At 63.2% G+C, this 23,777-nt stretch carries 22 protein-coding genes; 6 read left to right on the top strand and 16 right to left on the bottom strand.

Going from position 1 to position 23,777, the window contains the following annotated elements; translation table 11 throughout:
- Positions 1-11: 11 nt before the first annotated feature.
- The 10 genes from phoB to GSQ88_RS02740 all read right to left on the bottom strand — a co-directional run bounded on the left by phoB (position 12) and on the right by GSQ88_RS02740 (position 9,925).
- Positions 12-713, bottom strand: a complete 702-nt coding sequence (gene phoB, locus GSQ88_RS02785) for a phosphate regulon transcriptional regulator PhoB (protein ID WP_159005847.1) — start codon at positions 711-713, stop codon at positions 12-14.
- 41 nt (positions 714-754) lie between these two features.
- Positions 755-1,471, bottom strand: coding sequence for a phosphate signaling complex protein PhoU (phoU, locus tag GSQ88_RS02780; protein ID WP_159005846.1), 717 nt, complete (start codon positions 1,469-1,471; stop codon positions 755-757).
- A 116-nt stretch (positions 1,472-1,587) separates the two neighbouring features.
- A complete protein-coding gene (pstB, locus tag GSQ88_RS02775) occupies positions 1,588-2,409 on the bottom strand; it encodes a phosphate ABC transporter ATP-binding protein PstB (protein ID WP_159005845.1) in 822 nt (273 codons plus the stop codon).
- A complete protein-coding gene (gene pstA, locus GSQ88_RS02770) occupies positions 2,406-3,251 on the bottom strand; it encodes a phosphate ABC transporter permease PstA (RefSeq protein WP_159005844.1) in 846 nt (281 codons plus the stop codon). The genes pstB and pstA overlap by 4 nt, the downstream gene beginning before the upstream one ends.
- A gap of 4 nt (positions 3,252-3,255) precedes the next feature.
- Complete coding sequence (gene pstC, locus GSQ88_RS02765; RefSeq protein WP_174247901.1) at positions 3,256-4,245, bottom strand: phosphate ABC transporter permease subunit PstC; 990 nt, start codon at positions 4,243-4,245, stop codon at positions 3,256-3,258.
- Positions 4,246-4,368: 123 nt separating this feature from the next.
- Positions 4,369-5,379, bottom strand: coding sequence for a phosphate ABC transporter substrate-binding protein PstS (gene pstS, locus GSQ88_RS02760; protein WP_159005842.1), 1,011 nt, complete (start codon positions 5,377-5,379; stop codon positions 4,369-4,371).
- A gap of 141 nt (positions 5,380-5,520) precedes the next feature.
- Positions 5,521-6,819: an ATP-binding protein gene (locus tag GSQ88_RS02755; RefSeq protein ID WP_159005841.1), complete on the bottom strand. Its 1,299-nt coding sequence runs from the start codon at positions 6,817-6,819 to the stop codon at positions 5,521-5,523.
- 32 nt (positions 6,820-6,851) lie between these two features.
- Positions 6,852-7,907 carry a lysylphosphatidylglycerol synthase domain-containing protein gene (locus tag GSQ88_RS02750; RefSeq protein ID WP_159005840.1) on the bottom strand — a complete coding sequence of 352 codons (1,056 nt, stop codon included), beginning with the start codon at positions 7,905-7,907 and terminating at the stop codon, positions 6,852-6,854.
- Positions 7,908-8,228: 321 nt separating this feature from the next.
- Positions 8,229-8,525, bottom strand: a complete 297-nt coding sequence (locus tag GSQ88_RS02745; RefSeq protein WP_159005936.1) for a hypothetical protein — start codon at positions 8,523-8,525, stop codon at positions 8,229-8,231.
- Between the two features lie 5 nt (positions 8,526-8,530).
- The gene (locus GSQ88_RS02740) at positions 8,531-9,925 is read right to left on the bottom strand and encodes an OmpA family protein (RefSeq protein ID WP_159005839.1); all 1,395 of its coding nucleotides are present in this window, start codon (positions 9,923-9,925) and stop codon (positions 8,531-8,533) included.
- A gap of 201 nt (positions 9,926-10,126) precedes the next feature.
- Here GSQ88_RS02740 and GSQ88_RS02735 point away from each other — a divergent pair, with 201 nt between their 5' ends.
- Both GSQ88_RS02735 and GSQ88_RS02730 read left to right on the top strand, forming a co-directional pair.
- Positions 10,127-11,185, top strand: coding sequence for a polysaccharide deacetylase family protein (locus GSQ88_RS02735; protein ID WP_159005838.1), 1,059 nt, complete (start codon positions 10,127-10,129; stop codon positions 11,183-11,185).
- A 243-nt stretch (positions 11,186-11,428) separates the two neighbouring features.
- Positions 11,429-12,229 (top strand): SDR family oxidoreductase, encoded by an 801-nt coding sequence (locus GSQ88_RS02730; RefSeq protein WP_159005837.1) that lies wholly within the window; start codon positions 11,429-11,431, stop codon positions 12,227-12,229.
- 196 nt (positions 12,230-12,425) lie between these two features.
- On the opposite strand, the gene GSQ88_RS02725 is transcribed toward GSQ88_RS02730, so the two are convergent.
- The 5 genes from GSQ88_RS02725 to GSQ88_RS02705 all read right to left on the bottom strand — a co-directional run bounded on the left by GSQ88_RS02725 (position 12,426) and on the right by GSQ88_RS02705 (position 19,211).
- Complete coding sequence (locus tag GSQ88_RS02725; RefSeq protein ID WP_159005836.1) at positions 12,426-13,265, bottom strand: alpha/beta fold hydrolase; 840 nt, start codon at positions 13,263-13,265, stop codon at positions 12,426-12,428.
- Between the two features lie 19 nt (positions 13,266-13,284).
- The gene (gene boxB / locus GSQ88_RS02720; protein WP_159005935.1) at positions 13,285-14,721 is read right to left on the bottom strand and encodes a benzoyl-CoA 2,3-epoxidase subunit BoxB; all 1,437 of its coding nucleotides are present in this window, start codon (positions 14,719-14,721) and stop codon (positions 13,285-13,287) included.
- A 133-nt stretch (positions 14,722-14,854) separates the two neighbouring features.
- Entirely contained in the window at positions 14,855-16,543 is a 1,689-nt protein-coding gene (gene boxC, locus GSQ88_RS02715; RefSeq protein ID WP_159005835.1) for a 2,3-epoxybenzoyl-CoA dihydrolase, read from the bottom strand.
- Positions 16,544-16,676: 133 nt separating this feature from the next.
- Positions 16,677-17,492: an alpha/beta fold hydrolase gene (locus GSQ88_RS02710; protein ID WP_159005834.1), complete on the bottom strand. Its 816-nt coding sequence runs from the start codon at positions 17,490-17,492 to the stop codon at positions 16,677-16,679.
- A gap of 141 nt (positions 17,493-17,633) precedes the next feature.
- Positions 17,634-19,211, bottom strand: a complete 1,578-nt coding sequence (locus tag GSQ88_RS02705; protein ID WP_159005833.1) for a benzoate-CoA ligase family protein — start codon at positions 19,209-19,211, stop codon at positions 17,634-17,636.
- A gap of 139 nt (positions 19,212-19,350) precedes the next feature.
- On the opposite strand from GSQ88_RS02705, the gene GSQ88_RS02700 reads away from it, so the two are divergent.
- The 3 genes from GSQ88_RS02700 (at position 19,351) to GSQ88_RS02690 (ending at position 21,316) form a co-directional block, all read left to right on the top strand.
- The gene (locus GSQ88_RS02700; protein WP_159005832.1) at positions 19,351-20,259 is read left to right on the top strand and encodes a helix-turn-helix transcriptional regulator; all 909 of its coding nucleotides are present in this window, start codon (positions 19,351-19,353) and stop codon (positions 20,257-20,259) included.
- A gap of 238 nt (positions 20,260-20,497) precedes the next feature.
- On the top strand, positions 20,498-20,917 hold the full coding sequence (locus tag GSQ88_RS02695) for a hypothetical protein (RefSeq protein WP_210253730.1): 420 nt from the start codon (positions 20,498-20,500) through the stop codon (positions 20,915-20,917).
- A gap of 153 nt (positions 20,918-21,070) precedes the next feature.
- On the top strand, positions 21,071-21,316 hold the full coding sequence (locus tag GSQ88_RS02690) for a hypothetical protein (protein ID WP_159005830.1): 246 nt from the start codon (positions 21,071-21,073) through the stop codon (positions 21,314-21,316).
- 181 nt (positions 21,317-21,497) lie between these two features.
- On the opposite strand, the gene GSQ88_RS02685 is transcribed toward GSQ88_RS02690, so the two are convergent.
- Positions 21,498-22,283: an IclR family transcriptional regulator domain-containing protein gene (locus GSQ88_RS02685; RefSeq protein WP_159005829.1), complete on the bottom strand. Its 786-nt coding sequence runs from the start codon at positions 22,281-22,283 to the stop codon at positions 21,498-21,500.
- 121 nt (positions 22,284-22,404) lie between these two features.
- Between GSQ88_RS02685 and GSQ88_RS02680 the strand changes: the two genes are divergently transcribed.
- Positions 22,405-23,763: an aromatic ring-hydroxylating dioxygenase subunit alpha gene (locus tag GSQ88_RS02680; RefSeq protein WP_159005828.1), complete on the top strand. Its 1,359-nt coding sequence runs from the start codon at positions 22,405-22,407 to the stop codon at positions 23,761-23,763.
- The last annotated feature ends 14 nt before the right edge of the window (positions 23,764-23,777 follow it).

The following is a 23,777-nucleotide window of genomic DNA, read 5'->3' as shown; positions in this document are numbered from 1 at the left end:
CTCTGCGACCGCTACTCCACCTTCACGAACCGGTCGTCGAGCGCGTAGCCGGCGCCGCGGACGGTGCGGATCGGATCCTGCTCGCGGCCCGGGTTGAGCAATTTGCGCAGGCGCCCGATGTGGACGTCGACGGTGCGCTCGTCGATATAGATATCGCGGCCCCAGACGCTGTCGAGCAGTTGCTCACGGCTGAACACCCGCCCCGGATGCTCCAGGAAAAATTCCAGCAGCCGGTACTCGGTCGGGCCGAGATCGACCGGACGTCCCGAGCGCGCGACGCGGCGCTTCTCGCGATCGAGCTCGATGTCGCCATAGGTCAGCACGGTGGCGAGACGCTCCGGACTGGCGCGGCGCAGCAGGCCCTTCACCCGCGCCAGCAGTTCCGGCACCGAGAACGGCTTGACGATGTAATCGTCGGCGCCGGTGGCAAGGCCCCTGACCCGCTCGCTTTCCTCGCCGCGCGCGGTCAGCATGATGATCGGCAGCTGCCGGGTCTCCGGCCGCGCCCGCAACCTGCGGCACAGCTCGATCCCCGACAATCCCGGCAGCATCCAGTCCAGCACGATCAGGTCGGGAACGCGTTCCTTCAGCCTGGTGTCGGCGTCGTCGCCGCGCGCGACCGTTTCGACGTCATAGCCCTCAGCATCAAGGTTGTAGCGCAAAAGCGTGGTCAACGCTTCCTCGTCCTCAACCACCAGAATGCGCGCGCTCATGTCTCTTCTTCCTCTTATTGGTATTCGATGATCCGCTTCGCTTAGTTTCCAGGTACCGAGGTCGCGAACGTCGTCATGTCGCCTTTCGGGCGCTTGTCGAGCATCTGCTGGCCCTCGATCATGTAGAATACGGTCTCGGCGATGTTGGTGGCGTGGTCGCCGATCCGTTCGATGTTCTTGGCGCAGAACATCAGATGGATGCAGAAAGAGATATTGCGCGGGTCTTCCATCATGTAGGTCAGGAGCTCGCGGAACAGTGAGGTGCAGATCGCATCGACCTCCTCGTCGCCCTTCCAGACCGTCATCGCCGCCGGCAGATCGTGCGCGGCGTAGGCATCGAGCACGGATTTCACCTGCGACTGCACCAGGTCGGTCATATGCTCGAGGCCGCGGATCAGCTTGAGCGGCTGAAAATCGCTTTCAAGTGCGGCGACCCGCTTGCCCATGTTCTTGGCGAGATCGCCGATCCGCTCCAGATCGGTCGCGACCCGCATCGCGCCGACGATCTCGCGCAAATCCACCGCCATCGGCTGGCGACGGGCTATGGTCAAGACCGCGCGTTCCTCGATCACATGCTGGAGATTGTCGATTTCGGCGTCGGCGGCCACCACACGCTTGCCCAGCGCGACGTCGCGGCGGATCAGCGCATCGACGGATTCGACGATCATGCGTTCGGCAAGACCGCCCATCTCGGCGACCAGCCGGGTCAATTCCTGCAGATCGCTGTCGAACGCCTTGGCGGTATGTTCAGTAGCCATGTTTCTCTCCGTATCGATGCGCTGGTTCGGCCGTTCGCTTCGGCGTCAACGCCTTCAAACAAGCACGCCTGCAAACAGCACGCTTGCAAACAGTATGCCCGAACCAGCCGGCACGCTTAACCGAACCTGCCGGTGATATAATCCTGGGTCCGCCGATCGCTTGGCGAGGTGAAAATCTTGTTGGTATCGTCGAATTCGATCATCTCCCCGAGATACATGAAGGCGGTCTTGTCGGAGACCCGTGCGGCCTGCTGCATGTTGTGGGTGACGATGGCGATGGTGTAGTCCTCGGCCAATTCCTGGATCAATTCCTCGACCTTGGCGGTCGAGATCGGATCCAGCGCCGAACAGGGTTCGTCGAACAGGATCACCTCGGGGCGCACCGCCACGGTGCGCGCGATGCAAAGCCGCTGCTGCTGGCCGCCGGACAGGCTGAGGCCGGAGGCGTTCAGCTTGTCCTTGACCTCATTCCACAGCGCGCCGCCACGCAGCGCCTTTTCGACCCGGCCGTCCATCTCGGACTTGGATATCTTTTCGTAGAGGCGGATGCCGAAGGCGATGTTTTCATAGATCGTCATCGGAAATGGCGTCGGTTTCTGGAACACCATGCCGACGCGGGCGCGCAGCAGATTGAGATCGAGCTTGGGATCGAGCACGTTGGTCTGGTCGAGCATCAACTGGCCGGTGGCGCGCTGTCCGGGATAGAGGTCGTACATCCGGTTGAAAACCCGCAGCAGGGTCGACTTGCCGCAACCGGACGGTCCGATGAAGGCGGTCACGCGATTGGTGCCGAGCGTGAGATTGATGTTCTTCAGCGCATGGTGCTCGCCATAATAGAAGTTCAAATTGCGCACGCTGACCTTGGCCGGCGCCTCGGGCAATGGCGCCGAGGAAGCCGGCGCGCTGTGAAGTGCCGTCGATACGGAGACGTCGGTCATTTTGCAGCCCTTTCGGCGCCAAGATAGCGGGCGCCAATATTCAACGCGAGTACGGTCAAGGTGATGAGCAAGGCCCCGCTCCAGGCGAGTTCTTTCCAGTAGGCGTAGGGGCTCTGCACGAAGTTGTTGATGGTCACCGGCAGGTTGGCCATCGTCTTGGTGAGGTCGAGGCTGAAGAACTGGTTGGACAGTGCGGTGAACAACAAAGGCGCGGTTTCGCCGGCGACGCGGGCGGTCGCCAGCAGCACGCCGGTGATGAGGCCGGAGCGCGCCGCGCGGTAGGCAATTCGCTTGATGACCAGCGAACGCGGCAGGCCGAGCGCGGACGCCGCCTCGCGCAGCGGATTGGGCACCAGCCCCAGCATGTCCTCGGTGGTGCGCACCACGACCGGAATCACGATCACCGCCAGCGCCAGCGCGCCCGCGATCGCCGAGAAGCTGCGCATCGGCACCACCACGGCGCCATAGACGAACAGGCCGATGATGATCGAGGGCGCAGAGAGCAGGATGTCGTTGATGAAGCGGATCACTGACGTGAGGCGGTCATGCTTGCCGTATTCGGCGAGATACGTCCCCGCGAACAGGCCGAGCGGCGCGCCGATGCCGACCCCGATCACGGTCATGATGACCGAGCCGACGATGGCGTTGAGCAGGCCGCCTTCGGTCGAGCCCGGCGGCGGGGTGTTCTGCGTGAAGATCTGCACGCTCAGCCCCGCGAGCCCGTTGTAGAACAGGGTGAACAGGATCAGCGCCAGCCATGTCACGCCGAACAAAGCGGCGCCGACGCACAGCGCGCGGACCACGATGTCCTTGCGGCGGCGGGATGAATAGATCGGGTTCATGCGCCTAATTCCCGGCTTTCTTTTCCAGCCGCATCAGCATCAGCCGCGCCGCCGCCAGCACGAAGAACGTCAGCACGAACAGCAGCAGACCGAGCAGGATCAGCCCCGATTGATGCAAGCCGTCGCTTTCGGCGAATTCGGAGGCGATCGCCGCGGAAATCGTGGTGCCGGGCCCGAAGATCGAGCCCGAGATGCGGAACGAATTGCCGATGATGAAGGTCACCGCCATGGTCTCGCCGAGCGCGCGGCCGAGCGCCAGCATGATGCCGCCGATGACGCCGACCCGCGTATAGGGGATCACCACGTTGCGGACGACTTCCCAGGTGGTGCAGCCGACGCCGTAGGCGGCTTCCTTCAGCACCGGCGGCACGGTCTTGAACACGTCGACCGAGATCGCGGTGATGAACGGCAGCACCATGATGGCGAGGATCAGCGCCGCATTGAACAGGCTGAGATAAGACGGCGGCCCGCCGAAGATGGTGCCGAGCACCGGAACGCCGTCGAACAGCGAGATCATGAACGGCTGGAACGTGTAGGCCAGAAACGGGCCGAGCACGAAGAAGCCCCACATGCCGTAGATGATCGAGGGAATCCCCGCGAGCAGCTCGATGGCGATGCCGATCGGACGCCGCAGCATTTGCGGACACAGCTCGGTCAGGAAGATCGCAATGCCGATCCCGACCGGAATCGCGATCAGCATCGCGATGAAGGATGTCACCAGCGTGCCGTAGATCGGGCCGAGCGCGCCCAGCACCGGCGGATCGGCCGACGGCGCCCAGCGTTGCGTCCACAGGAACGCAAAGCCGTATTCCTTCATCGCCGGCCACGCGCCGACAATCAACGAGATGATGATGCCGCCGAGGATCAGCAGTACCGAGATCGCGCAGAGACGCGTGATCCAGTAAAACGTGACGTCGCCCAGTTTGAACGCGCTGAGCGCCTTGGCGCGATCGTAGGGTTCGGCAGCTTCCATCAGATCGCTTTGAACGGCCATGTCCGCCACGCCAATCCCCTATATTGTACTACCAAACCGGTTGGAAATCCGGCTTCGATGCTTCGGACGTCCAACCCGGGCGAACCCGGGTTGGCTGGATCCTCAAAGAGACGGATCTCGCGATCAGCTCTTGATATCGGCGGCCCAGGTCTTCTCGATCAGCTTGACCACCGCGTCCGGCATCGGGATGTAGTCGAGCTCTTCGGCCATCTTGCCGCCCTTGGAGAAGGCGAACTTAAAGAACTTGATGGCTTCCTGCGAGGCCGCCTTGTCGGTCGCATCCTTGTGCATCAGGATGAAGGTCGAGGCGACGATCGGCCACGACTTGTCGCCGGGCTGGTCGGTCAGGATCAGGTAATAGCCGGGAGCGTTGGCCCAGTCGGCGTTGGAAGCGGCCGCCTGGAAGGCTTCGGTGGCGGGCTGCACGGTCTTGCCGGCCTTGTTGACCAACGCGGTGTAGGTCAGCTTGTTCTGCTTGGCGTAGGCATATTCGACGTAGCCGATGGTGTTCTTGGCCTGGCCGACATTGCCGGAGACGCCTTCATTGCCCTTGGCGCCGACGCCGACCGGCCATTCGACCGCGGTGCCGGAACCGACTTTGGACTTCCAATCCGCACTGACCTTGGCGAGGTAGTCGGTGAAGTTGAAGGTGGTGCCCGAACCATCCGCACGGTGAACGACCGAGATCGCGGCCGACGGCAGCTCGAGCTTCGGATTGAGCTTCTTGATGGCGGCGTCATCCCATTTGGTGATGGTGCCGAGATAGATCTTGGCCAGCGTATCGCCGTCCAGCACCATGTCGCCGGGCTTGATGCCGTCGATGTTCACGACGGGCACGATCGCGCCCATGATCATCGGCCACTGCGCGAAGCCATCCTTCTCGAGCTGCTCGGCCTTGAGCGGCGCATCGGTGGCGCCGAAGGTCACGGTGTTGGCCTGGATCTGCTTGATGCCGGCACCCGAACCGATCGACTGATAGTTCACGCCGCTAGTGGTTTCCTTCTTGTAGGCATCCGCCCACTTCGACAGGACCGGGAAGATGAAGGTCGAGCCGGCGCCGGTAATGTCGGCGGCAAACGCCGACGTCGATGCGGCGACCAGGCCGGCAGCGACGATAGCTTTGATAAAATTCATTGGGGTCTCCATGTGGTGAGCGAAGCGCCTGATACGCCCGATCGCGCTCACGCCCGGTCCGTTTAGGAGCGGTCGTTGCTGCTTTTACGAAGGTTTCGTGACAGCTAGATGACAAGCACAAGCAATTGAAATCGCTTGGCTTTACGTCCCGGAGGGGGGCTTGGCCTGGGGAAAACAGGCGGTAAAGGTGGCGCCCTTTTTCAGCACGCTTTCGATCAAAAGCCGGCCGCGATGGCGGTTAACAATATGTTTCACCAGCGATAATCCGAGCCCGGTGCCGCCCTGGGCCCGGCTGTCGCCGACATCCACCCGGTAGAACCGCTCGGTCAGCCGCGGCAGATGTTCCGGGGCGATGCCGGGGCCGAAATCGCGCACGATGGCCCGGAATTCGGGCACGCCCTCGCCTGATACAGCCGAGATCAGCGAGACCACGACCTTGCCGCCGGAGGCGCCGTATTTCAGCGCGTTCTCGATCAGGTTTTCGAACACCCGCAGCAGCTCCTCGCGATCGCCGGCGATCACCACCGGCGCATCCGGCAGATCGGTGTCGATCGCGACCTGGCGCTCACGGGCCAGCGGCTCCAGCCCGTCGGCGACCTGGCGGATGATCGGGACGATATCCACCAGCGTGTCGGGGCGGACATGGGCCGAAAGCTCGACCCGCGACAGCGACAACAGGTCGTCGATCAGCCGCGCCATGCGGGTGGCCTGGGTGTGCATGATGCCGAGGAAGCGCTCGCGGGCCTTGGCGTCTTCCTTGGCCGGCCCTTGCAATGTGTCGATGAAGCCGGACAACGCGGCCAGCGGCGTGCGCAATTCATGGCTGGCATTGGCGACGAAATCGGCGCGCATTTCCTCGACCCGGCGCAGCGGTGTCTGATCGTGGAACGTCATCAACATGCATTTGTCGGTACCGCCGAACAGGGTCGGCACCGGCACCGGCGTCACGATCAGCTCCATCCAGCGATCGACCGGGACGTGATCGAGATAGGTCGCCCGCCTGGTCTCCGAGGTGGCGATGGCTTCGCGCAGCGCGGTGATGATCTCGGGCGAGCGCAGCGCGAACTGGGCAAGTTCGTTCTTGCGCAATGCCGGCGCAAGCTGGGCCGCGGCGGCATTGAGGTGAATGACGCGGCCGGCGCGATCGAGCAGCACCGCGGGATCCGGCATGCCGGCCACCACGGCGCTGACCGCGGCGGTTTCCACCGGATTGACCCCGCGCACGTCTTCACGCGACGCCACCGCGTTATGCAACCGCCACGGCACCAGGGCTGCCGCCGCGATACAGGCAAAAACCACCGACGCCCGCAGCGGCGACAATTCGTCGAGCCCGACCAGCACGGCCAGCGCGAGGCCGGCGACAAGCAGGATAATGGCCGAGTGCCGCAGCCGATCCGGCCACGGCGAGTAGAAAGGCGAGGAAGGAGCTTCAATTGCCATCGGGGCCGGCTCTCCCGTTCGGGGCGGAGTGGTCAGGCGCCCGTGTCCCTGCGTTCCCGCACATAGGCAGCTTCGCGGTGCGGCTCAACCTTGAGCCCATCGGTCACCTGACGCAGGCGCTTGTTTCGCCCGCCGATGATAACCTCCCGAAACGTCAGCAAGATTACAGATATGACAAACGGCGCAATATAATACAGCAGGCGGAACAGCAGCATCCCGCCCAGCAAATCCTCGCGGTCCATCTGCCACAGCCCGACCAGCATCGCGGCGTCGAACACGCCGAGCCCGCCCGGCGAATGGCTGGCAAAGCCCAACAGCGTCGCCGCCACGAAAATCACCGCGACCACGACAAAGCCGAGATTGGGTTCGTCGGGAACCAGCACATACATCGCCAGCGCACAGAACCCGAGATCGACGATACCGATCGCGATCTGCAGCAAGGTCAGCGATCCGCCCGGCAGGATCACCGTCCAGGGCCCGCGCCCGACGCCCCGTGGCCGCAGCGAGACCCAGGCCACATAGACCACCAGCGCCAGGATGATGCCGAGCGCGGCGAGCCGGTTCAGCCAGGGCGGAAGCTGATCGATCGCGGTCGCCGCTTCGGGATGATAGGCGATGCCAAGGCCCAGGACCGCGGCATTGCCGAGCCAGAACGTCAGGCCGGCCAGAAAGCAGATTTTCGCGACGTCGATCGCGTTCAATCCCCACGCCGAATAGATCCGGTAGCGCACCGCGCCGCCGGTGAACACGCTGGCCCCGACATTGTGCCCGATCGAATAGCTGGTGAAGGCCGCAAGCGCATTGATGCGGTAGGGAATATCGGGCCGGCCGATCGCGCGAACCGCGAACAGGTCGTAGAAGGTCAGCGTGAAATAACCCGCCGCCACGAACAAGGCGGCCAGCACGATCTGGTGCGGTTCGGTGTCCTTGATGGCTTCGAGCACCTCTTGGGCGTCGATGTGCCGCAGCATGTGATAGAGCACGTAGCACGCGATCCCGATGACCGCGACGCTGATCGCAACACCCAATCTATGCAGGATCTGCTTCTGGCGCAGCAACGTGACCGCCCTGCGTATTGCTTCCAGCATCTAGACCTCGAATTGCGATCCCAACTACGATCTCGCGGGCGAACCTTGACGTGTGATCTTGCGTGCGGCTTGAGCGCGCTTCCATGTCGGCGGGCTGCCGGGCGAACGTCGCCGCCACTGGCGCCACACTTCCCGGCGCCATGTGGTAGCGCGTTTTGGGCCGGAGTGGAATTCGCTTGGCGTGAATAAAACGCGATCCTTCAATATATTAGGGGGATATTAGCGGGCAATTCATGACGTTGGATGCACAGTTTTGCTGCATTCGCGGGCGCCGGCGCCGATATCCTTGTCGTCAACGGGCGGTGGACGGGGCATTTTGCCTCAAGCCGCCGGCCGGTGGCGCGACACTACCCAGTCGCGCAGCCACGATCCGACCGCGCAGCCGGCCAGATATAACGCAAACATCACCAGACCGAGGTCGAGCCAATAGCCGGGCCGGCCGGGGACCAGCCGCGCCAGCGCCACCGCGATGAGTGCCGCCACCAGTAACGACAGCCAGCGCGCCGTCACCTTCGATACGCCTTGACCGCGTTGAACCACCGCGACCCAGCCCGCGGCCAAGCCCAGCAACAGCGATCCCACCAGCCAGCCCCAATGAAACGTCACGAGATATGTCATGGCCATCACTTCACCAGGAATTCGATGCGGCGATTCTGCGCCTTGCCTTCGTCGGTGTCGTTGGAGGCGATCGGCTGCGTGCTGCCGTAACCCACCGCCGTGAAGCGGTCGGCGGGCAGCCCTGCCTTGACGAGATAATCCGCCACCGCCTGGGCCCGCTTCTCCGACAGCGCCTGGTTGAAGGCATCTTCACCGTCGCCGTCGGTATGTCCTGATATCTCGATCGTGGCGGCCGGACAGCGCATCGCCGTTTCGATCAGCCGGTCGAGCAGACCCGCCGAGTCCGGATCGATCACGGCGCGCCCGGATTCGAAGCGGATGTTTCCCTTGGCGAGCAGATCCGAAAACAACTGTTGGCACACCGTGGCATCCACCGGCGCCGTCGCGGGCTTGACGGAAATGTCGGCCTTGAATTTCCAGCTTTGCGGGAAATCCTTGCCCAGACCGCCGCGGATCGCAACCGCCGCCGCATCATAGAAGGCGTCGCCCGACAGCTTGACCTCGCGGTCCGTCACCACCAGCGTACCGGTCGACAGCCGCGCCAGCGCGCCCAGCGCCGGCGCCACCGCGCTTGCGAATCCGGCCGGCGCGCCGACGCTGGACTTGAGATTATCGACCACTTTTTCGCTGAAGAATTTTCGCGAGGCGGTCGCGACCAGCGCGGTATGCACCGTGTTATCCGGCACATAGCCGGTGAGCGTCAGCGTCACCGCGACCGGATCCTTGTAGGCCTGAAAGATATAGGGCGGGGCCTCGATATCATTGGCGGCGACCGAAAACCCTTCCGGCAATTTTTTCAGGCCGGCGGCGATCGCTTCGCGGCCACCGAGCTCGCGCGCCATCCCGGAAAGGCTGACCTTGGTATCGGAAATGCTGATCTTGCCGACCTTCAGTTTTGCGATCTGACCGATCAGCAGCAACGCCGCGTCGTCGAAACGTGGCGGCGCGCCCCGCGACAAGTCCATCCGGTCGACGACCTCGACATTGCCGAGGGCGGTGCGGGTCGCCTCGAACAATTTGCCTTTGCTGGCCGGCAACGGCGCATTGCCGCCCAGCGTGACCCGGACGACGTCCCGCTCAGCCGACCAGACGAACGGCTTGGCTTCCGGAACGAGGCGGGTTTCGTCGTTGACCAGCCGCACGCCCGGCACGGCTTCGACCGAATCAACCGCGCCGCGACGGCCTTCTTCCGAAAAAGCATCGGCGGCAAACGTGACGTCGCGGCCTTCGACCGCGATTTGCTTCTTGTCCAGTACGCTATTCTGCAACGCTGCGCTGCTGCGCGCCGCGAGATCGGATTCCAGCGGCGTGGTATTCGACCATGCCGCGACCACCCAAAGGATCGCCAACGGAATTGTACCGGGCCACCATTTGCTGCTCCATCTGAAAAGTCCGTGCATTCGCCGTCCTGCGGTCTGGGAACCGAGAGAAAACAAACCCTTGCGAGGCTGTCAAACTGGAAATAACACGGAACAATAGGATCAATGGCGACCGTCCGACTAACCGTTTCTTCAGCGCCGCCCGCTAGCCTCAAAGCTGCAACCCAAGACTGTATGTTAAGACTGCATGTCAAGACTGCATATCAAGGCCGATCGCTCCTGATGAACCAGTTTCGCAACACTGTGATCCGCGCCGGGCTGGAAGCGCTTTACTTCAGCCGCGCCCACCATCTGTTGCGGCCGATTTTCGCGGGCGTCGGCGCTATTTTCATGCTGCATCATGTTCGCGCCGGCCGCGACGCCGCGTTCCAGCCGAACCGGCATCTCGAAATCACGCCCGAGTTCCTGCGCTCCATGCTGTCGCACCTGCGGACCCAGGGCATCGACATCGTCACCATGGACGAGGTGCATCAGCGATTGACCGAACGTCATTTCGCGCGGCGCTTCGCCTGCTTCACGCTCGACGACGGCTATCGTGACAACCGGGATTTCGCGCTGCCGGTGCTGCGTGAATTCGACGCACCCTGCACCGTTTATGTCGCCAGCGATTTCGCCGAAGGAAGCGGCCGGCTGTGGTGGATCGCGCTGGAGATGGTGATCGCCAAGGCCTCCCGGATCGACGTCGAGATCGGCGGCACGGCGGTCCACCTCGATACCACCACGGCGGCAGCCAAGCAGGCCGCGTTCGACCGGCTGCACACCTGGCTGCGCGGATTGCCGGGTGAGTTCGATGTCCAGCGCGAAATGACCGCGCTGTGCAAACGTCACGGCATCGATGAGGCCGCGATCTGTCCTTCGCTCTGCATGTCCTGGGATGAGTTGAAAACATTCGCCGACGATCCGTTGATTTCGATCGGCGCGCATACCATCACCCATTGCAATCTGGCGCAGCAGACCGAAGCCAACGCCACCCACGAAATGGCGACCAGCCGCGCGCGGATCGAAGGCGTGTTGCAGCGCCAGATCCTCCATCTCGCTTATCCCTATGGCGACAGGATCGCGGCCGGCGCCCGCGAGTTCGCGCTGGCGCGCGCCAGCGGCTTCAAGACCGCGGTGACGACGCGGCCGGGCATGGTGTTTCCCGAGAACGCCCGGCATCTGACGGCGCTGCCGCGGGTCTCGCTCAACGGCAACTATCAGGACGCGCGGATCCTGCCGGTGCTGACCTCGGGCGCCGCCACCGCGATGTGGAACGGCTTCCGCCGCGTCGACGCGGCGTAGGGTCATCGACGCCTGCAAGCCGTCATCCTGAGGTGCGAGCTCTTGCGAGCCTCGAAGGATGGCCGCACGCACTGCGCTGAACACCATCCTTCGAGGCGCGCAAGAAAGAGCGCGCACCTCAGGATGACGTCCGAGATAGCTTCGCAGGCTTTCAGGATGAGGGCTACATGTACATCAAGTCATTTCCTTGACTCGCAAATGCTCCCGCCTCAAAACCACACTCAAACGCAAATGGAGGAACGCATGTTCAAGGATCTGTTCTCGCTTTCTGGCCGCGTCGCATTGGTGACCGGCGGATCTCGCGGCATCGGCAAGATGATCGCGGGCGGCTTCCTGCATCAGGGTGCGGCCAGGGTCTATATCACCGCGCGCAAGGCCGGGCCGTGCGAGGCCACCGCCAAGGAGCTCACGGCGGAATATGGCGGCGAATGCATCGCATTGCCGATCGATATTTCGACGGTCGAAGGTTGCGAAAAACTCGCCGCCGAAATCATCAAGCGCGAGCCGAAACTCGACATCCTCGTCAACAATGCGGGTGCCGCCTGGGGTGCCGACTTCGACGAATTCCCGGAAAGCGGCTGGGACAAGGTGATGGACCTCAACGTCAAGTCGCTGTTCTTCCTGACCAAGGCGCTGGCGAAGCCGCTGCGCGCCGCGGCGTCGCACGAACGGCCCGCCAAGGTCATCAACATCGCCTCGGTCGACGGCATTTTCGTCAATCCCGGCGAAACCTATTCCTACGCCGCGAGCAAGGCCGCGGTGATCCATCTGACCCGGCGCATGGCGACCAAACTGATCAAGGACCACATCAACGTCACCGCGATCGCGCCGGGCGCGTTCAAGTCGGACATGAACCGGGCCGCACGCGACCATAGTGACGAAGTCGCACAGCGCATTCCATCGCGACGCATCGGCGCCGACGAGGACATGGCGGGTATAGCGATCTATCTCGCGTCGCGCGCCGGTGACTACGTGGTCGGCAACACCATCGCCGTCGATGGTGGTGTCGTCTACGCCAACCCGGGACTGGAGATCGCGGGCTAGGCGGCGCGTAGCGAATAGCGAATGGTATTTTTTCTATTCGCTATTCACGCTCCCAGAGCCTGTGAATCTATCTCGGACGTCATCCTGAGGTGCGAGCTCTTGCGAGCCTCGAAGGATGGCCGCGAGTCCATGTGTTGTGTCCATCCTTCGAGACGCGCGCAAGGGCGCGCTCCTCAGGATGACGGCCGAGGTAGCTTCAAAGGCTCGACGCGAACTCGTCGACGATGCGGTCGAAGGCTTCAGCCTTCTCCCATTGCGTGGCGTGGCCGGCGCCTTCGATCACCTGAACCTGCCCGCGCCACAGCGTCGGGGCGGCCAGCCGCTGCAAATAGCCGAGATCGACGATCTGCTCTTCGCCACCCTGCACGATCGCGAGCGGAATCTTGAGATGGCGCACGATCTCGACCTCGTCGTCGAAGCGGCCAGCCTGCACGGCGGCGCCGAGATAGCCTCGCGCGTTGCCGTCGGTTTGACGAAAATCGGCAGCGACAAAGGACGGCACCGGCGCATAGCCCGGCGCAAAGGACGTTTTCAGCCACTCCTCGATTTCCGCGTCACTCGGCGCCGGCGTGAAGGCTACGGCCGACAACCCCTTGAAGCCGGCAAATCCGTCGGGCGTCTTGCCGATCGGCGGCGTGCCGAAAATCATCAACCCTGCCGCCATCGGCAGCGACGCCGCGGCATTGAGCACCGCATGTCCGCCAAGGCTCCAGCCCACCACCACCGCGTCCTTTAGGCCGAGTTCGCGCGCGACGGCCGCGAGGCAGCCCGCATAGCCCGGACCTGAATAATCCTGCTCCGGATTGGGCGGCGGCGACGAGGCGCCGTGACCCGGCAGGTCGATCGCAATCAGTCGATATTTCGCGCCGAGCGGCCCCTGCAGCTGCTTCTGCCAGATCCGGGATGACGACGAGTTGCCGTGGACCAGCAGGATCGGGCGGCCGGTGCCCGGGCTCTCGAAGCCCGTGATGGTCTGGCCGCCGATCGCAAGCCGCAGCGGGCGCAAGGCCGCGCCCGGAAAACTCTGTTCGCTCATCACCACCCCAACATCCAGCTTAGGTATCGATCTTCACATACTCGAAATCGCCGGGCTTGTTGTCGATCCCGACCTTGGGCGGAGAGATCCACGAGGCGAACTCGCCCGCTTCGGTGACGGGCTTCATCAGCGAGGCGATGAAATCGCCGTCGGCCGCCGACGGCACCCACTCGCCCTTGCGTCTGTTCCAAGTGGCGTCGTCGATCAGCAGGCCGTCCGGGGTGGCGTTGATGTCCCTGAATTCGCCGATCTGGCGATGGAACGCGACATTCGGCAACTCCAGGCGGATATCGTAGCCGGCCAGCGCAATGATCTTGTTCCAGCGCAACAGCCCCTTGGCGCAGTCCTGTGTGTAGTCGTCGCGCAGCCGCATGTTGAGCGCGGTGAGCGCCGGCTCATCGACCCGCTTGACCTTGCCGTCGATCAGCTTGAGCACCGGATAGGTCGAGTTCTGCAAACGGTGATCGTCCTCGATCGCGGTCTCCTTGTAGCGGCCCTTGATGCCGGCGTTGAAGGCGTTGGCGGCGTTGGTCGAGACTTCCGAGCCGAACAGGTCCAGCGACAGCGAGTAATGCAGGTTCAGTTTCTTCTGGATGGTCGGCAGGTCGATCACGCCCAGCGCCCGCACCTTGGCGATATCCTCGGGGTCGCTGATGCCGGCGGCCTTCATGGCCTCGCAGGTCCGCTGCACGACGCGACTGATGCCGGTCTCGCCGACGAACATATGATGCGCCTCTTCGGTCAGCATGAAGCGGCAGGTGCGCGACAGCGGATCGAAACCGGACTGCGCCAGCGAGTGCAACTGCATCTTGCCGTCGCGGTCGGTGAAATAGGTGAACATGAAGAACGACAGCCAGTCCGGCGTCGCCTCGTTGAAGGCGCCGAGCATGCGCGGGCTGTCGGCGTCGCCGGAACGCCGGCGCAACAAATCGTCGGCTTCCTCGCGGCCGTCGCGGCCGAAATATTTCTGCAGAAGATAGACCATCGCCCAGAGATGGCGACCTTCCTCGACATTGACCTGGAACAGGTTGCGCAGGTCATACAGCGACGGCGCGGTCTTGCCGAGAAAACGCTGCTGCTCGACCGAAGCGGGCTCGGTGTCGCCCTGGATCACGATCAGGCGGCGCAGCGTGGCGCGATGCTCGCCCGGCACTTCCTGCCAGGCCGGCTTGCCGAAATTCTCGCCGAACGGAATCACGCGGTTTTCTTCCTGCGGCGCCAGCAGGATGCCCCAGCGATAGTCCGGCATTTTCACATAATCGAACTTGGCCCAGCCGCGCGGATCGACCGAATAAGCGGTGCGCAGATAGACCAGCGATTGCTGGAAGCCTTCCGGCCCCATGTCGCTCCACCAATCCATGTAGCCGGGATGCCAGCCCTCCAGCGCTTTCAGCACCTGGCGATCCTCGGACAGATTCACGTTGTTGGGAATCTTGGTGGAGTAATCGACGTTCATGACGTTCATGGCGTGCTCCTTGGCTACATTTTCCGTCATGCCCGGCCTTGTGCCGGGCATCCACGCCTTCTCTTCGAGCGCGAAAAGACGTGGATGGCCGGGTCAAGCCCGGCCATGACGCTGCAAACTTTTCTCAAATCCGCGTCATATCGAACTGCGCCTTTTGGCCGGTGCCGTAGCGGCGCAGCGCGCCGTCTTCGCCGACCGCGTTGGGGCGCTGGAAGATCCAGTTCTGCCACGCCGTCAGGCGCGAGAAGATTTTCGATTCCATGGTCTCAGGCCCGACGAAGCGCAAATTCGCTTCCATGCCGGTGAGGCCGTCCGGGGAAAAGCTGGTGCGCTCCTCCAGAAACACCCGAACCTCGTCGTCCCAGTCGATGTCGTCGAGCGCGAAGGTGACGAGGCCGAGCTGCTCGGCTTCCTCGGCATCGATCGCCTTGCCGATTTCCGCCTGCGCGCGTTCCAGATCGGCCGGATCGGCCTGAAAGCGCGATTGCAGCCGGGTCAGGCCGTGGCTCATCGGATAGGCGCCGAAATTCATCGCCGTGAGTTCGATGGCGGGCGGCTGGCGGTTATCGCCCTGTTTCTGGCCGATCAGCATGTAGGAGCGGTCGGCAGCGAACACCAATTCGGCCAAGGTGCCGACGAAGCACGAGCCCGGCTCGACCAGGGTCACCAGCGTGCGCGAGGTGACGTCGATGCGCTTGAGCACGCGCTTCCAGTAATGCCTGATCTCGTTGACCAGCCAATGCGCCTTGTTGGCTTCGAGAAAGCCGTCGCAGGCCGCGACATTGGCGCGCTCGCCATGCGACTTGAACAGCAGCATCGCGGTCTGAAGCTCGTTGATGCGCAGATGCAGGATCGCATCGTCCAGCTCGCGCGCGACCTGCAACGGCCAGAACGACGCGCCTTGCGCGATCATGCCGTCGATATCGGCGGGCGGCGCCGTTTCCGGCGCCTTGATCGAGATGGTGGCGATGCGCTCGGCGCGATTGATGTCGACGCTGACAAAGCCGTAGCGGATCGCGCTGTCGTCGATGGTGCGCTCGAGCTTGGTCAGCACGATGCCACGGCCGTTGCCATTACGCTTCGAAGCCGCGGCGAATTGCGTCGCGCGCTCGGTGATTTTCGCTTCCAGTCTGCTGGTGGGCGCGATCTCGTCGACCAGCCGCCACTGCACCGCGCGCTTGCCCTTGATGCCTTCCTCGATGGTGCAGAAGAAATCCGCATGGTCGCGGCGCACCTTGCGCTTGTCGACCACCCGCGTCAGCCCGCCGGTGCCCGGCAGCACCGCCAGCAGCGGCACTTCAGGCAGCGACACCGCGGCGGCGCCATCGTCGGCGAGGATGATGTGATCGGTCGCCAGCGCCAGCTCATAGCCGCCGCCGGCCGCGGTGCCGTTGACCACGGTGATGAAGCGCTGCCCGGAATTCTCGCTGGAATCTTCCAGCCCGTTGCGAGTCTCGTTGGTGAATTTGCAGAAATTGACTTTATGGGCGTGGGTCGCCCCCGCCAGCATGCGGATATTGGCGCCGGCGCAGAACACCCGGTTCTTGCCCGAGCGCACCACCACGACCTTGACGCCGGGATGCTCGAACCGCAGCCGCTGCACCGCGTCGGCGAGTTCGATGTCGACGCCGAGATCGTAGGAATTCAGCTTGAGCTGATAGCCCTCGAACAGCCCGCTATTCTCATCGACATCCATCGTCAGCGTCGCGACGTCGCCATCGACGGCGATCTTCCAATGCCGGTAACGCGACGGATCGGTCTGGAAATCGATGTACTTGGCGCCGCCTGCGAGAATGCGATCTTCACCGGCCATGGGCCACCCTTGAGCTCTGTTATTGATTATCCTGACATGCACAATAGTGCATGTTTTTGGAATCGTCTAGCTTAAAACGCAGAAACATGCATTTTGTTTCATGATTGGCCGAAACGGCTGGTCGGCCAAAGGCCTAGGCCGCCGCTCCGCTGCGGCCGTCGGTACGTAGAGCGGCCATGGCGAATTCGGTTACGGCTTGGAGCGTCGGCTCAAGTGCTTCCCGATGCGGCGAATGTCCGACCTCCGGCAGCATCGTCACATCGACCGGGCAGTAGCATTCCTGCTGCGCGATCTCGATCTGGCGGATGGTGCCGTAGCGGTCATCCGCGCCTTGCACGATCGCGACCGGGACGCGGATGTAGGCGAGATATTCCGAAATATCCCAGGCGCGGAATGTCGGATCGAGCCAGGCGTCGTTCCAGCCATAGAAGGCATTGTCGACGTCCTTGTGCCAGCGCGCCAGCTTCTCTTTCAGGTTGGACGTCTCATAGGCGGTCTTGATCTCGGCGATCGAGGCCACCGAAATATCCTCAACGATGAAATGCGGTGCGATCATCACGACGCCCTGCACGCGATGATCCTGATGGGCGCCGGCATAGATCGCCGCGATCGAGGCGCCGTCGGAATGTCCAAGCAGGAGCCCGCGGCGGTAGCCGATTGCATCGAGCAGCTTCGGCAACACGTCGATCGCCTCGCGCTGCATGTAGTCGAGCGGCCGCGGCAGTTGCGCCGGCGTCGAGGCGCCATAGCCGGCACGGGAATAGAGCAAGATTCCGGCGCCAGTGGCGGCCTGGAGCTGTTCCGGAAAGTCGCCCCACAGCCCGGCCGACCCGAGCCCTTCATGCAGCATCACGATGGTCGGCGCGTCGGCTGGCGCAGGCCCGAGCAGGCGGTATTCAAGATCGGACGCGTCGATGGTGAGAAAGCCGGTGGGAGCTAGAGTGGTCATGTGATCTCTCGGTCGTCATGCCCGGGCTTGTCCCGGGCATCCACGTCTTCACGGCATGGCGGCAAGCAAGTCGTGGATGGCCGGGTCATAGGCGAGCGGAAGCGACGCCGTCCTTCAGACGGCTGTGCCCGGCCATGACGACTAGTTCGTTTCCCGCAGCTTGAACCTTTGAATCTTCCCGGTCGCCGTCTTCGGCAGCGCATCGACCACGTCGATCCAGCGCGGATATTTCCAGGGGCCGATCTTCTGCTTGACGTGCTCCTTGAGCGCCTCGTGCAATCCATCGGTTTTGGCATCGGCGCGCAAGACGACGAACGCTTTCGGCTTCAGCAGGCCTTCCGGATCGGCCTCGGGCACCACGGCCGCTTCCAGCACCGCGGGATGGGTGATCAGCGCGCTCTCGACCTCGAACGGCGAGACCCAGATGCCGGACACCTTGAACATGTCGTCGCTGCGGCCGCAGAACGTGTAGCGCCCGTCGGCATCGCGAATGTATTTGTCGCCGGTGCGGGTCCAGTGGCCCTCGAAGGTACGCCGGCTCTTGCTGCGCTGGTTCCAATAGCCTTCGCCGGCGGAGGGCGCGTCGACCAGGAGTTCGCCGACCTCGCCGTCGGGCACCTCAGTGCCAGCCTCGTTGACCAGCCGCACCTTGTAGCCGGGCACCGGACGCCCCGCCGAGCCGTATCTGATGTCGCCCGGCGCGTTGGACAAAAAGATGTGCAACAACTCGGTCGAGCCGACGCCGTCGAGAATGTCGACGCCAAAACGTGACTTCCAGCTATTGCCGACCGATTCCGGCAGCGCCTCGCCGGCTGAGGTGCAGACCCGCAGCCGTGAGCCACAGCCCTCGTGCTTGAGCGTCTCGTCGTTGAGCATCGCCGCAAACAGCGTCGGCACGCCGAAGAAGATGCTCGGATGATATTTGTTCATCAGCGCGAACATCACCGCGGGTGTCGGGCGCTCCGAATTGAGCACCGTGGTGGCGCCGACCGACATCGGAAAGGTCAGCGCGTTACCGAGGCCGTAGGCGAAGAACAATTTTGCCGCCGACAATCCGACGTCGTCCTCGCGAATGCCGAGCACCTGCCTGGCATAGGTCTCCGCGGTCGCGGCCAGACTCGCATGCAGATGCCGCACGCCCTTGGGCATGCCGGTCGAGCCCGACGAGTACAGCCAGAACGCCGGCTCATCGGCATGGGTCGCAACCGTTGCGAATGAGGAGCTCTCGCCTGCGATCTCGTCCGACAATCGCTTGTAGCCGTGCGCGTTCTCACCGGCGACGACTGCGTTCGCGCTGGAGACGACGACGTGTTCGAGATCCGGTAGCCGGCCCAGCATATCCCTCACCACCGGCAGCAGCGCTTCGGAGATGAACAGCACGCGCGCCCGGCAGTCGGCCAGCACGTAGGCGTATTGATCGGAGGTCAGTAGCGTATTGAGCGGCACCGGCACCACGCCGGCGCGGATCGCGCCGAGGAACACAATCGGAAAATCGGTGGTGTCGAGCATGATCATGGCGACCCGCTCTTCGCGGCGGACGCCGAGACGGCGCAGCATGTTGGCGGCGCGACGGCTTTGCGTTTGCAACTCGCCGTAGGTCAGCTCGCGCACGGTATCGGTGAAAGCCAGCTTTGCGCCGCGGCCTTCTTCGACGTTACGGTCGAGCAGCCAAGTTACTGCGTTGTAAGTGACGGCGTTGTAGGAGCCCGACTCGCTCATGCCGCGCTCCGGGCCGACGCATTCCGATTGGCCAAGCGTGCCACGACGCTTTCTCCCCAGCTTTTTAAGAATTATAATTCATAGAAAGCCATCAGATGTTGTTGCTGTCAATCCTTATCGGCATTATGTTTCCGAACGCATGAGCGAACATCCCGACCCCGAAACCGGCTTTCTCGAGCAACTCGGCCAGCGTGTCCGCACCATGCGGGCGCTGCGCGGCATGTCGCGCAAGGTGCTGGCAAAAGTCTCCGGCATTTCCGAGCGCTACATCGCCCAGCTCGAAAGCGGCAAGGGCAACGTCTCGATCGTGCTGTTGCGCCGGGTCTCGAACGCGATGGGCGCGCACCTCGAAGATCTGATTCCGTCCGCCGAGGCTGCCGCCGATTGGGCCGTGCTGCGCGATCTCCTGCGCAAGGCCACGCCGCAACAGATCGCGCAGGCCAAGGACATTCTCGCCGGCCAGCACGCCGCGGCGCAGCGGCAGATGTCGTTTTCGGGCATCGCTTTGATCGGGCTGCGCGGCGCCGGCAAATCGACGCTCGGCCGGATGCTGGCCAAGAAGATCGGCTGGAGCTTTGTCGAGCTCAACAAGGAGATCGAGGCACAGAACGGCCTGTCGGTCGCCGAGATCATCGCGCTCTACGGCCAGGAAGGTTTCAGGCGCATGGAGCAGGCAGCCCTCGGGCAATTGCTGGCGCGCAAGGAATTGATGGTGCTGGCGACCGGCGGCGGCATCGTCTCGGAGCCGCTGACCTTCGAGCAGATCCTGTCCTCGTTCTACACCATCTGGCTCAAGGCCGAACCGGAAGAACATATGGCGCGGGTGCGCCGCCAGGGCGATCTGCGCCCGATGGCGGACGATCGCTCGGCGATGGCGGAACTGCGCACCATCCTGCTCAGCCGCGAGCCGCTCTACGCGCGCGCCTCCGCCGTGGTCGATACCGCGGGCCTTAGCGTCAACGACGCCGCGTCGCGGCTGATCGACGCGGTGGCGCCGGTGCTGCACAACGACGCGCGCGCCTTCGGCCTGCGCAGCGCGGCGTCATAGCAAGCAACTCCCCTGCGCAAAAACTCCTGAATTTCTCGGCTGCGAACTTTGTCCTGGGCGCACGATAATCCGGCTCTGAAATTGGAGCCGAATGATGCGCATGCGAGCTGTTGCGATCTCTTACGCCAAGAGCCTGGCATGGATCGCGATACTGATCGCGGTAGCGCGCGAAGTGGCGGGGACCGGCGCAATACTGCTCTACGATTTTAGGCACGGCTGGCACAGCAACATTCTCTTGATGGCGATCATCTCGCTGGCCCTTTGGGTCATCGCCACAATCGCTTCTTTGATCACGTTTGCCCCGGTCCAGGCTTTTCAGATCCTGGTCATCGGCATCATGCAACGGGAATTCGGAGATCGGGCGCGTTTCGCGGCGTTGTCCAGCCTGCCGATCACGGCCGTCCTGACCTGGTATTGCTATGACTATCTAACGCCGAACGAATTTCATTTCGGCGCAAGAATTGGTCTGTATCAGAACGGCATTTCGATCGCACGGTATCTGGCCGCGTTGGCCGTCCAGACGCCCACTACCTTGTTCGCATTTCTTTATTTCGAAGCAGATCGGCACCGCCGTTCCAAGGCGCCCATCCTCATCGCGGCACTTGCGGTCGCCATCGCGATCGGTGGTGGTATCTTGATCTACATCCAGGCCCGGTAGCAAATCCGATTTCCATCCGCCCTCGCCGTTGTTAACCACGGCTTGAATTCGATGCCGATAGTTGCGGCCATTCACCCTTTGCTAGTGTTACTGAAACGTTAAGCCAACAGACAAAACCCCGAGAGATCGCCGGGTTCAAGGCTGGGTTCGACGATGAGTGCGCTTGAGGCAGAAGAGCTTGGAGAAGAGCTTGGAGAAGAGCTTACGGTACAGGCCCCGAGCCGACCGCCGCGCGCATCGTGGCGCCGCGTCGGCATGATCGTGCTGACGATTTTCGTCACCCAATACACCGTCACTACGCTGCTCGTCGGCCTCTCGGTCGCGGGCACGCTGCATTATTTCGTGACGCCGCAGATCGTCGCCAAGTTCGAAGCGATTGCGATGGCGCTCAGGCGCTAGCTGAAACGTGGTGAGATTGGATCGAGTTAATTCTTGCATCGCCGACCTGTCGCTGCCTTCTCCCTCCCCCCTTGCGGGGGAGGGTCGGGGTGGGGGGTAGCCACAAGCTCAGTGCTTGGAGACCCCCACCCCCGACCCCTCCCCGCAAGGGGGAGGGGAGCGCGCATCACGCTCTAGCCGCTCACAGCAGCATCGACTTCACGCTCTCCGCGCCTTCGCGCAACAGCGGGAGAAACCGCTCGATCATTTCAGCGGTCGAGACGCGATCGACATGCGCGCCCATATTGATCGCGGCGATGATGGTGCCGTCGTAGCGGCGGATCGGCACCGAGATCGAGCGGAATCCCGGCTCGGCCTCACGGTCCACCAGCGAATAGCCCTGCGCGCGGTCGGCGATGATGGTGGCGAGCAGCGCTGCCGGATCGGTCGCGGTATGCGGCGTCATCGGCTCACGCCGCATCGCCGGCAGAAGCGAGGCCAGTTCGGCGTCGTCCCATTGGCCGAGCATGATGCGGCCGACCGACGTGCAGAAGGCCGGCAGCCGATAGCCGATATCGAGGCCGGCGGAGAACACCCGCGCGGGACTGCCGCGCGCGATGAAGACCACGTCTTCGCCGTCGAGCACCGCCAGCGAACTGATTTCCTGCGCCGATGTCGCGACCCGGTCGAGCACCGGCTGCAACACCGTAACCACCTGGCTGGACCGCAGATAGGAAGCGGCCAGCGTCAGCACATGCGGCGTCAGCGTGAACAGCTTGCCGTCGGTCGCGACAAAGCCGGAATGTTCGAGGGTGAAGAGAATGCGGCGTGCGGTGGCGCGCGGCAGACCGGCGGCGCGCGCGAGATCGCTCAGGGTCATCGGTCCGCTGGTGGCGCCGAACTTCTGGAGCAGGCGCAGCCCGCGATCGAGACTCTCGACGAAGTCGGTGGCACGTTGCTCGCTGTCGCTGCGCTTCAGCTTGGGCATGTCTCGCCTCTCGTAGGGGTGCTCAGAAAATCCGCTTGCCTTAAACGCATTCTAAGCTAAAATCGCCCATAAGTTCAATAGACGAACAAATCTGCCCCTTTGCTTTCGAAAGAGCCTCGCCATGATGAGCCAGGAAGCGAACGACCTGATCACCCGCACCGGCGCGAATGACCCGTGCGGGAAATTGATGCGGATGTACTGGCAGCCGGCGGCATTGGTCGACGAGTTGCAGGGGCAGCGTCCGGTGAAACCCGTCAAATTGCTGGGCGAGAACCTGGTGCTGTTTCGCGATGAAGCCGGCCGCTACGGCCTGATCGATCGCCATTGCGCGCATCGCGGCGCTGATTTGGCGTTCGGTCGGCTGGAAGATGGCGGCCTGCGCTGCGCGTTTCATGGCTGGCTGTTCGACGTGTCAGGCCAATGCCTGCAGACCCCCGCCGAGCCGAAGAACTCGGCGCTGTGCAAGGGCATCAAGCAGCGCGGTTATCCTGTGATCGAGAAGAGCGGGATCCTCTGGGCGTATATGGGCGAAGGCGAACCGCCGGCGTTTCCCGAAATCGACTGTTTTGTTGCGCCCGATAGCCATACCTTCGCGTTCAAGGGCCACATCAATTGCAACTGGCTGCAGGCGCTCGAAGTGGGCATCGATCCGGCGCACGCCTCGTTCCTGCACCGCTTCTTCGAGGACGAGGATACGTCAGGCGCTTACGGCAAGCAGTTTCGCGGCGCCTCCGCCGGCACCGATATGCCGATGACGAAAATCCTGCGGGAATACGACAACCCGATCATCAATGTCGAGCACACCGAATATGGCCTGCGGCTGATTGCGCTGCGCGAGATCGACGACGAGCGCACCCATGTCCGTGTCACCAACCAGCTATTCCCGCATGGTTTCGTGATTCCGATGAGCACGGAGATGACGATCACGCAGTGGCACGTGCCGATCGATGACGAGAATTGCTACTGGTACGCGATCTTCACCAGCTATGCGGCGCCGGTCGACAAGAACAGGATGCGCGAGCAACGCCTCGAACTCTATGAGCTGCCGGACTATCGATCGCGCAAGAACAAGACCAATGATTACGGCTTCGACCCGCATGAGCAGGCGACCGCGACCTATACCGGCATGGGCGCCGACATCAACGTGCATGACCAATGGGCGGTGGAATCGATGGGCGCGATCCAGGATCGCACCAACGAGCATCTCGGTTCGTCCGACAAGGCGATCGTGCAATATCGCCGCCTGCTGCGGCAGGAAATCGAGACGGTGGCGGGCGGCGCCAAGCCGTTCATGTTCCTCGACGCCGCGCATGCGCGGAGCATCCAGGGCCCCGCCACCATGGACGGCATCGGACCGACGCGAGGCTGGGAAACCTACTGGATGGAAGTCGACGTCAAACGACGCCGCGGCGCGCCTTGGGCCGCACCGGTGCCGCAGGAGATCGCCGACAAGGTGCGCCATTTGTCGGCGGCCGAGTGATGTTTTCTCAGCGT

The sequence above is a fragment of the Bradyrhizobium sp. S69 genome, assembly GCF_009766005.1.
GTDB lineage: Bacteria > Pseudomonadota > Alphaproteobacteria > Rhizobiales > Xanthobacteraceae > Bradyrhizobium.
This window is presented reverse-complemented; position numbering and strand designations above follow the sequence as displayed.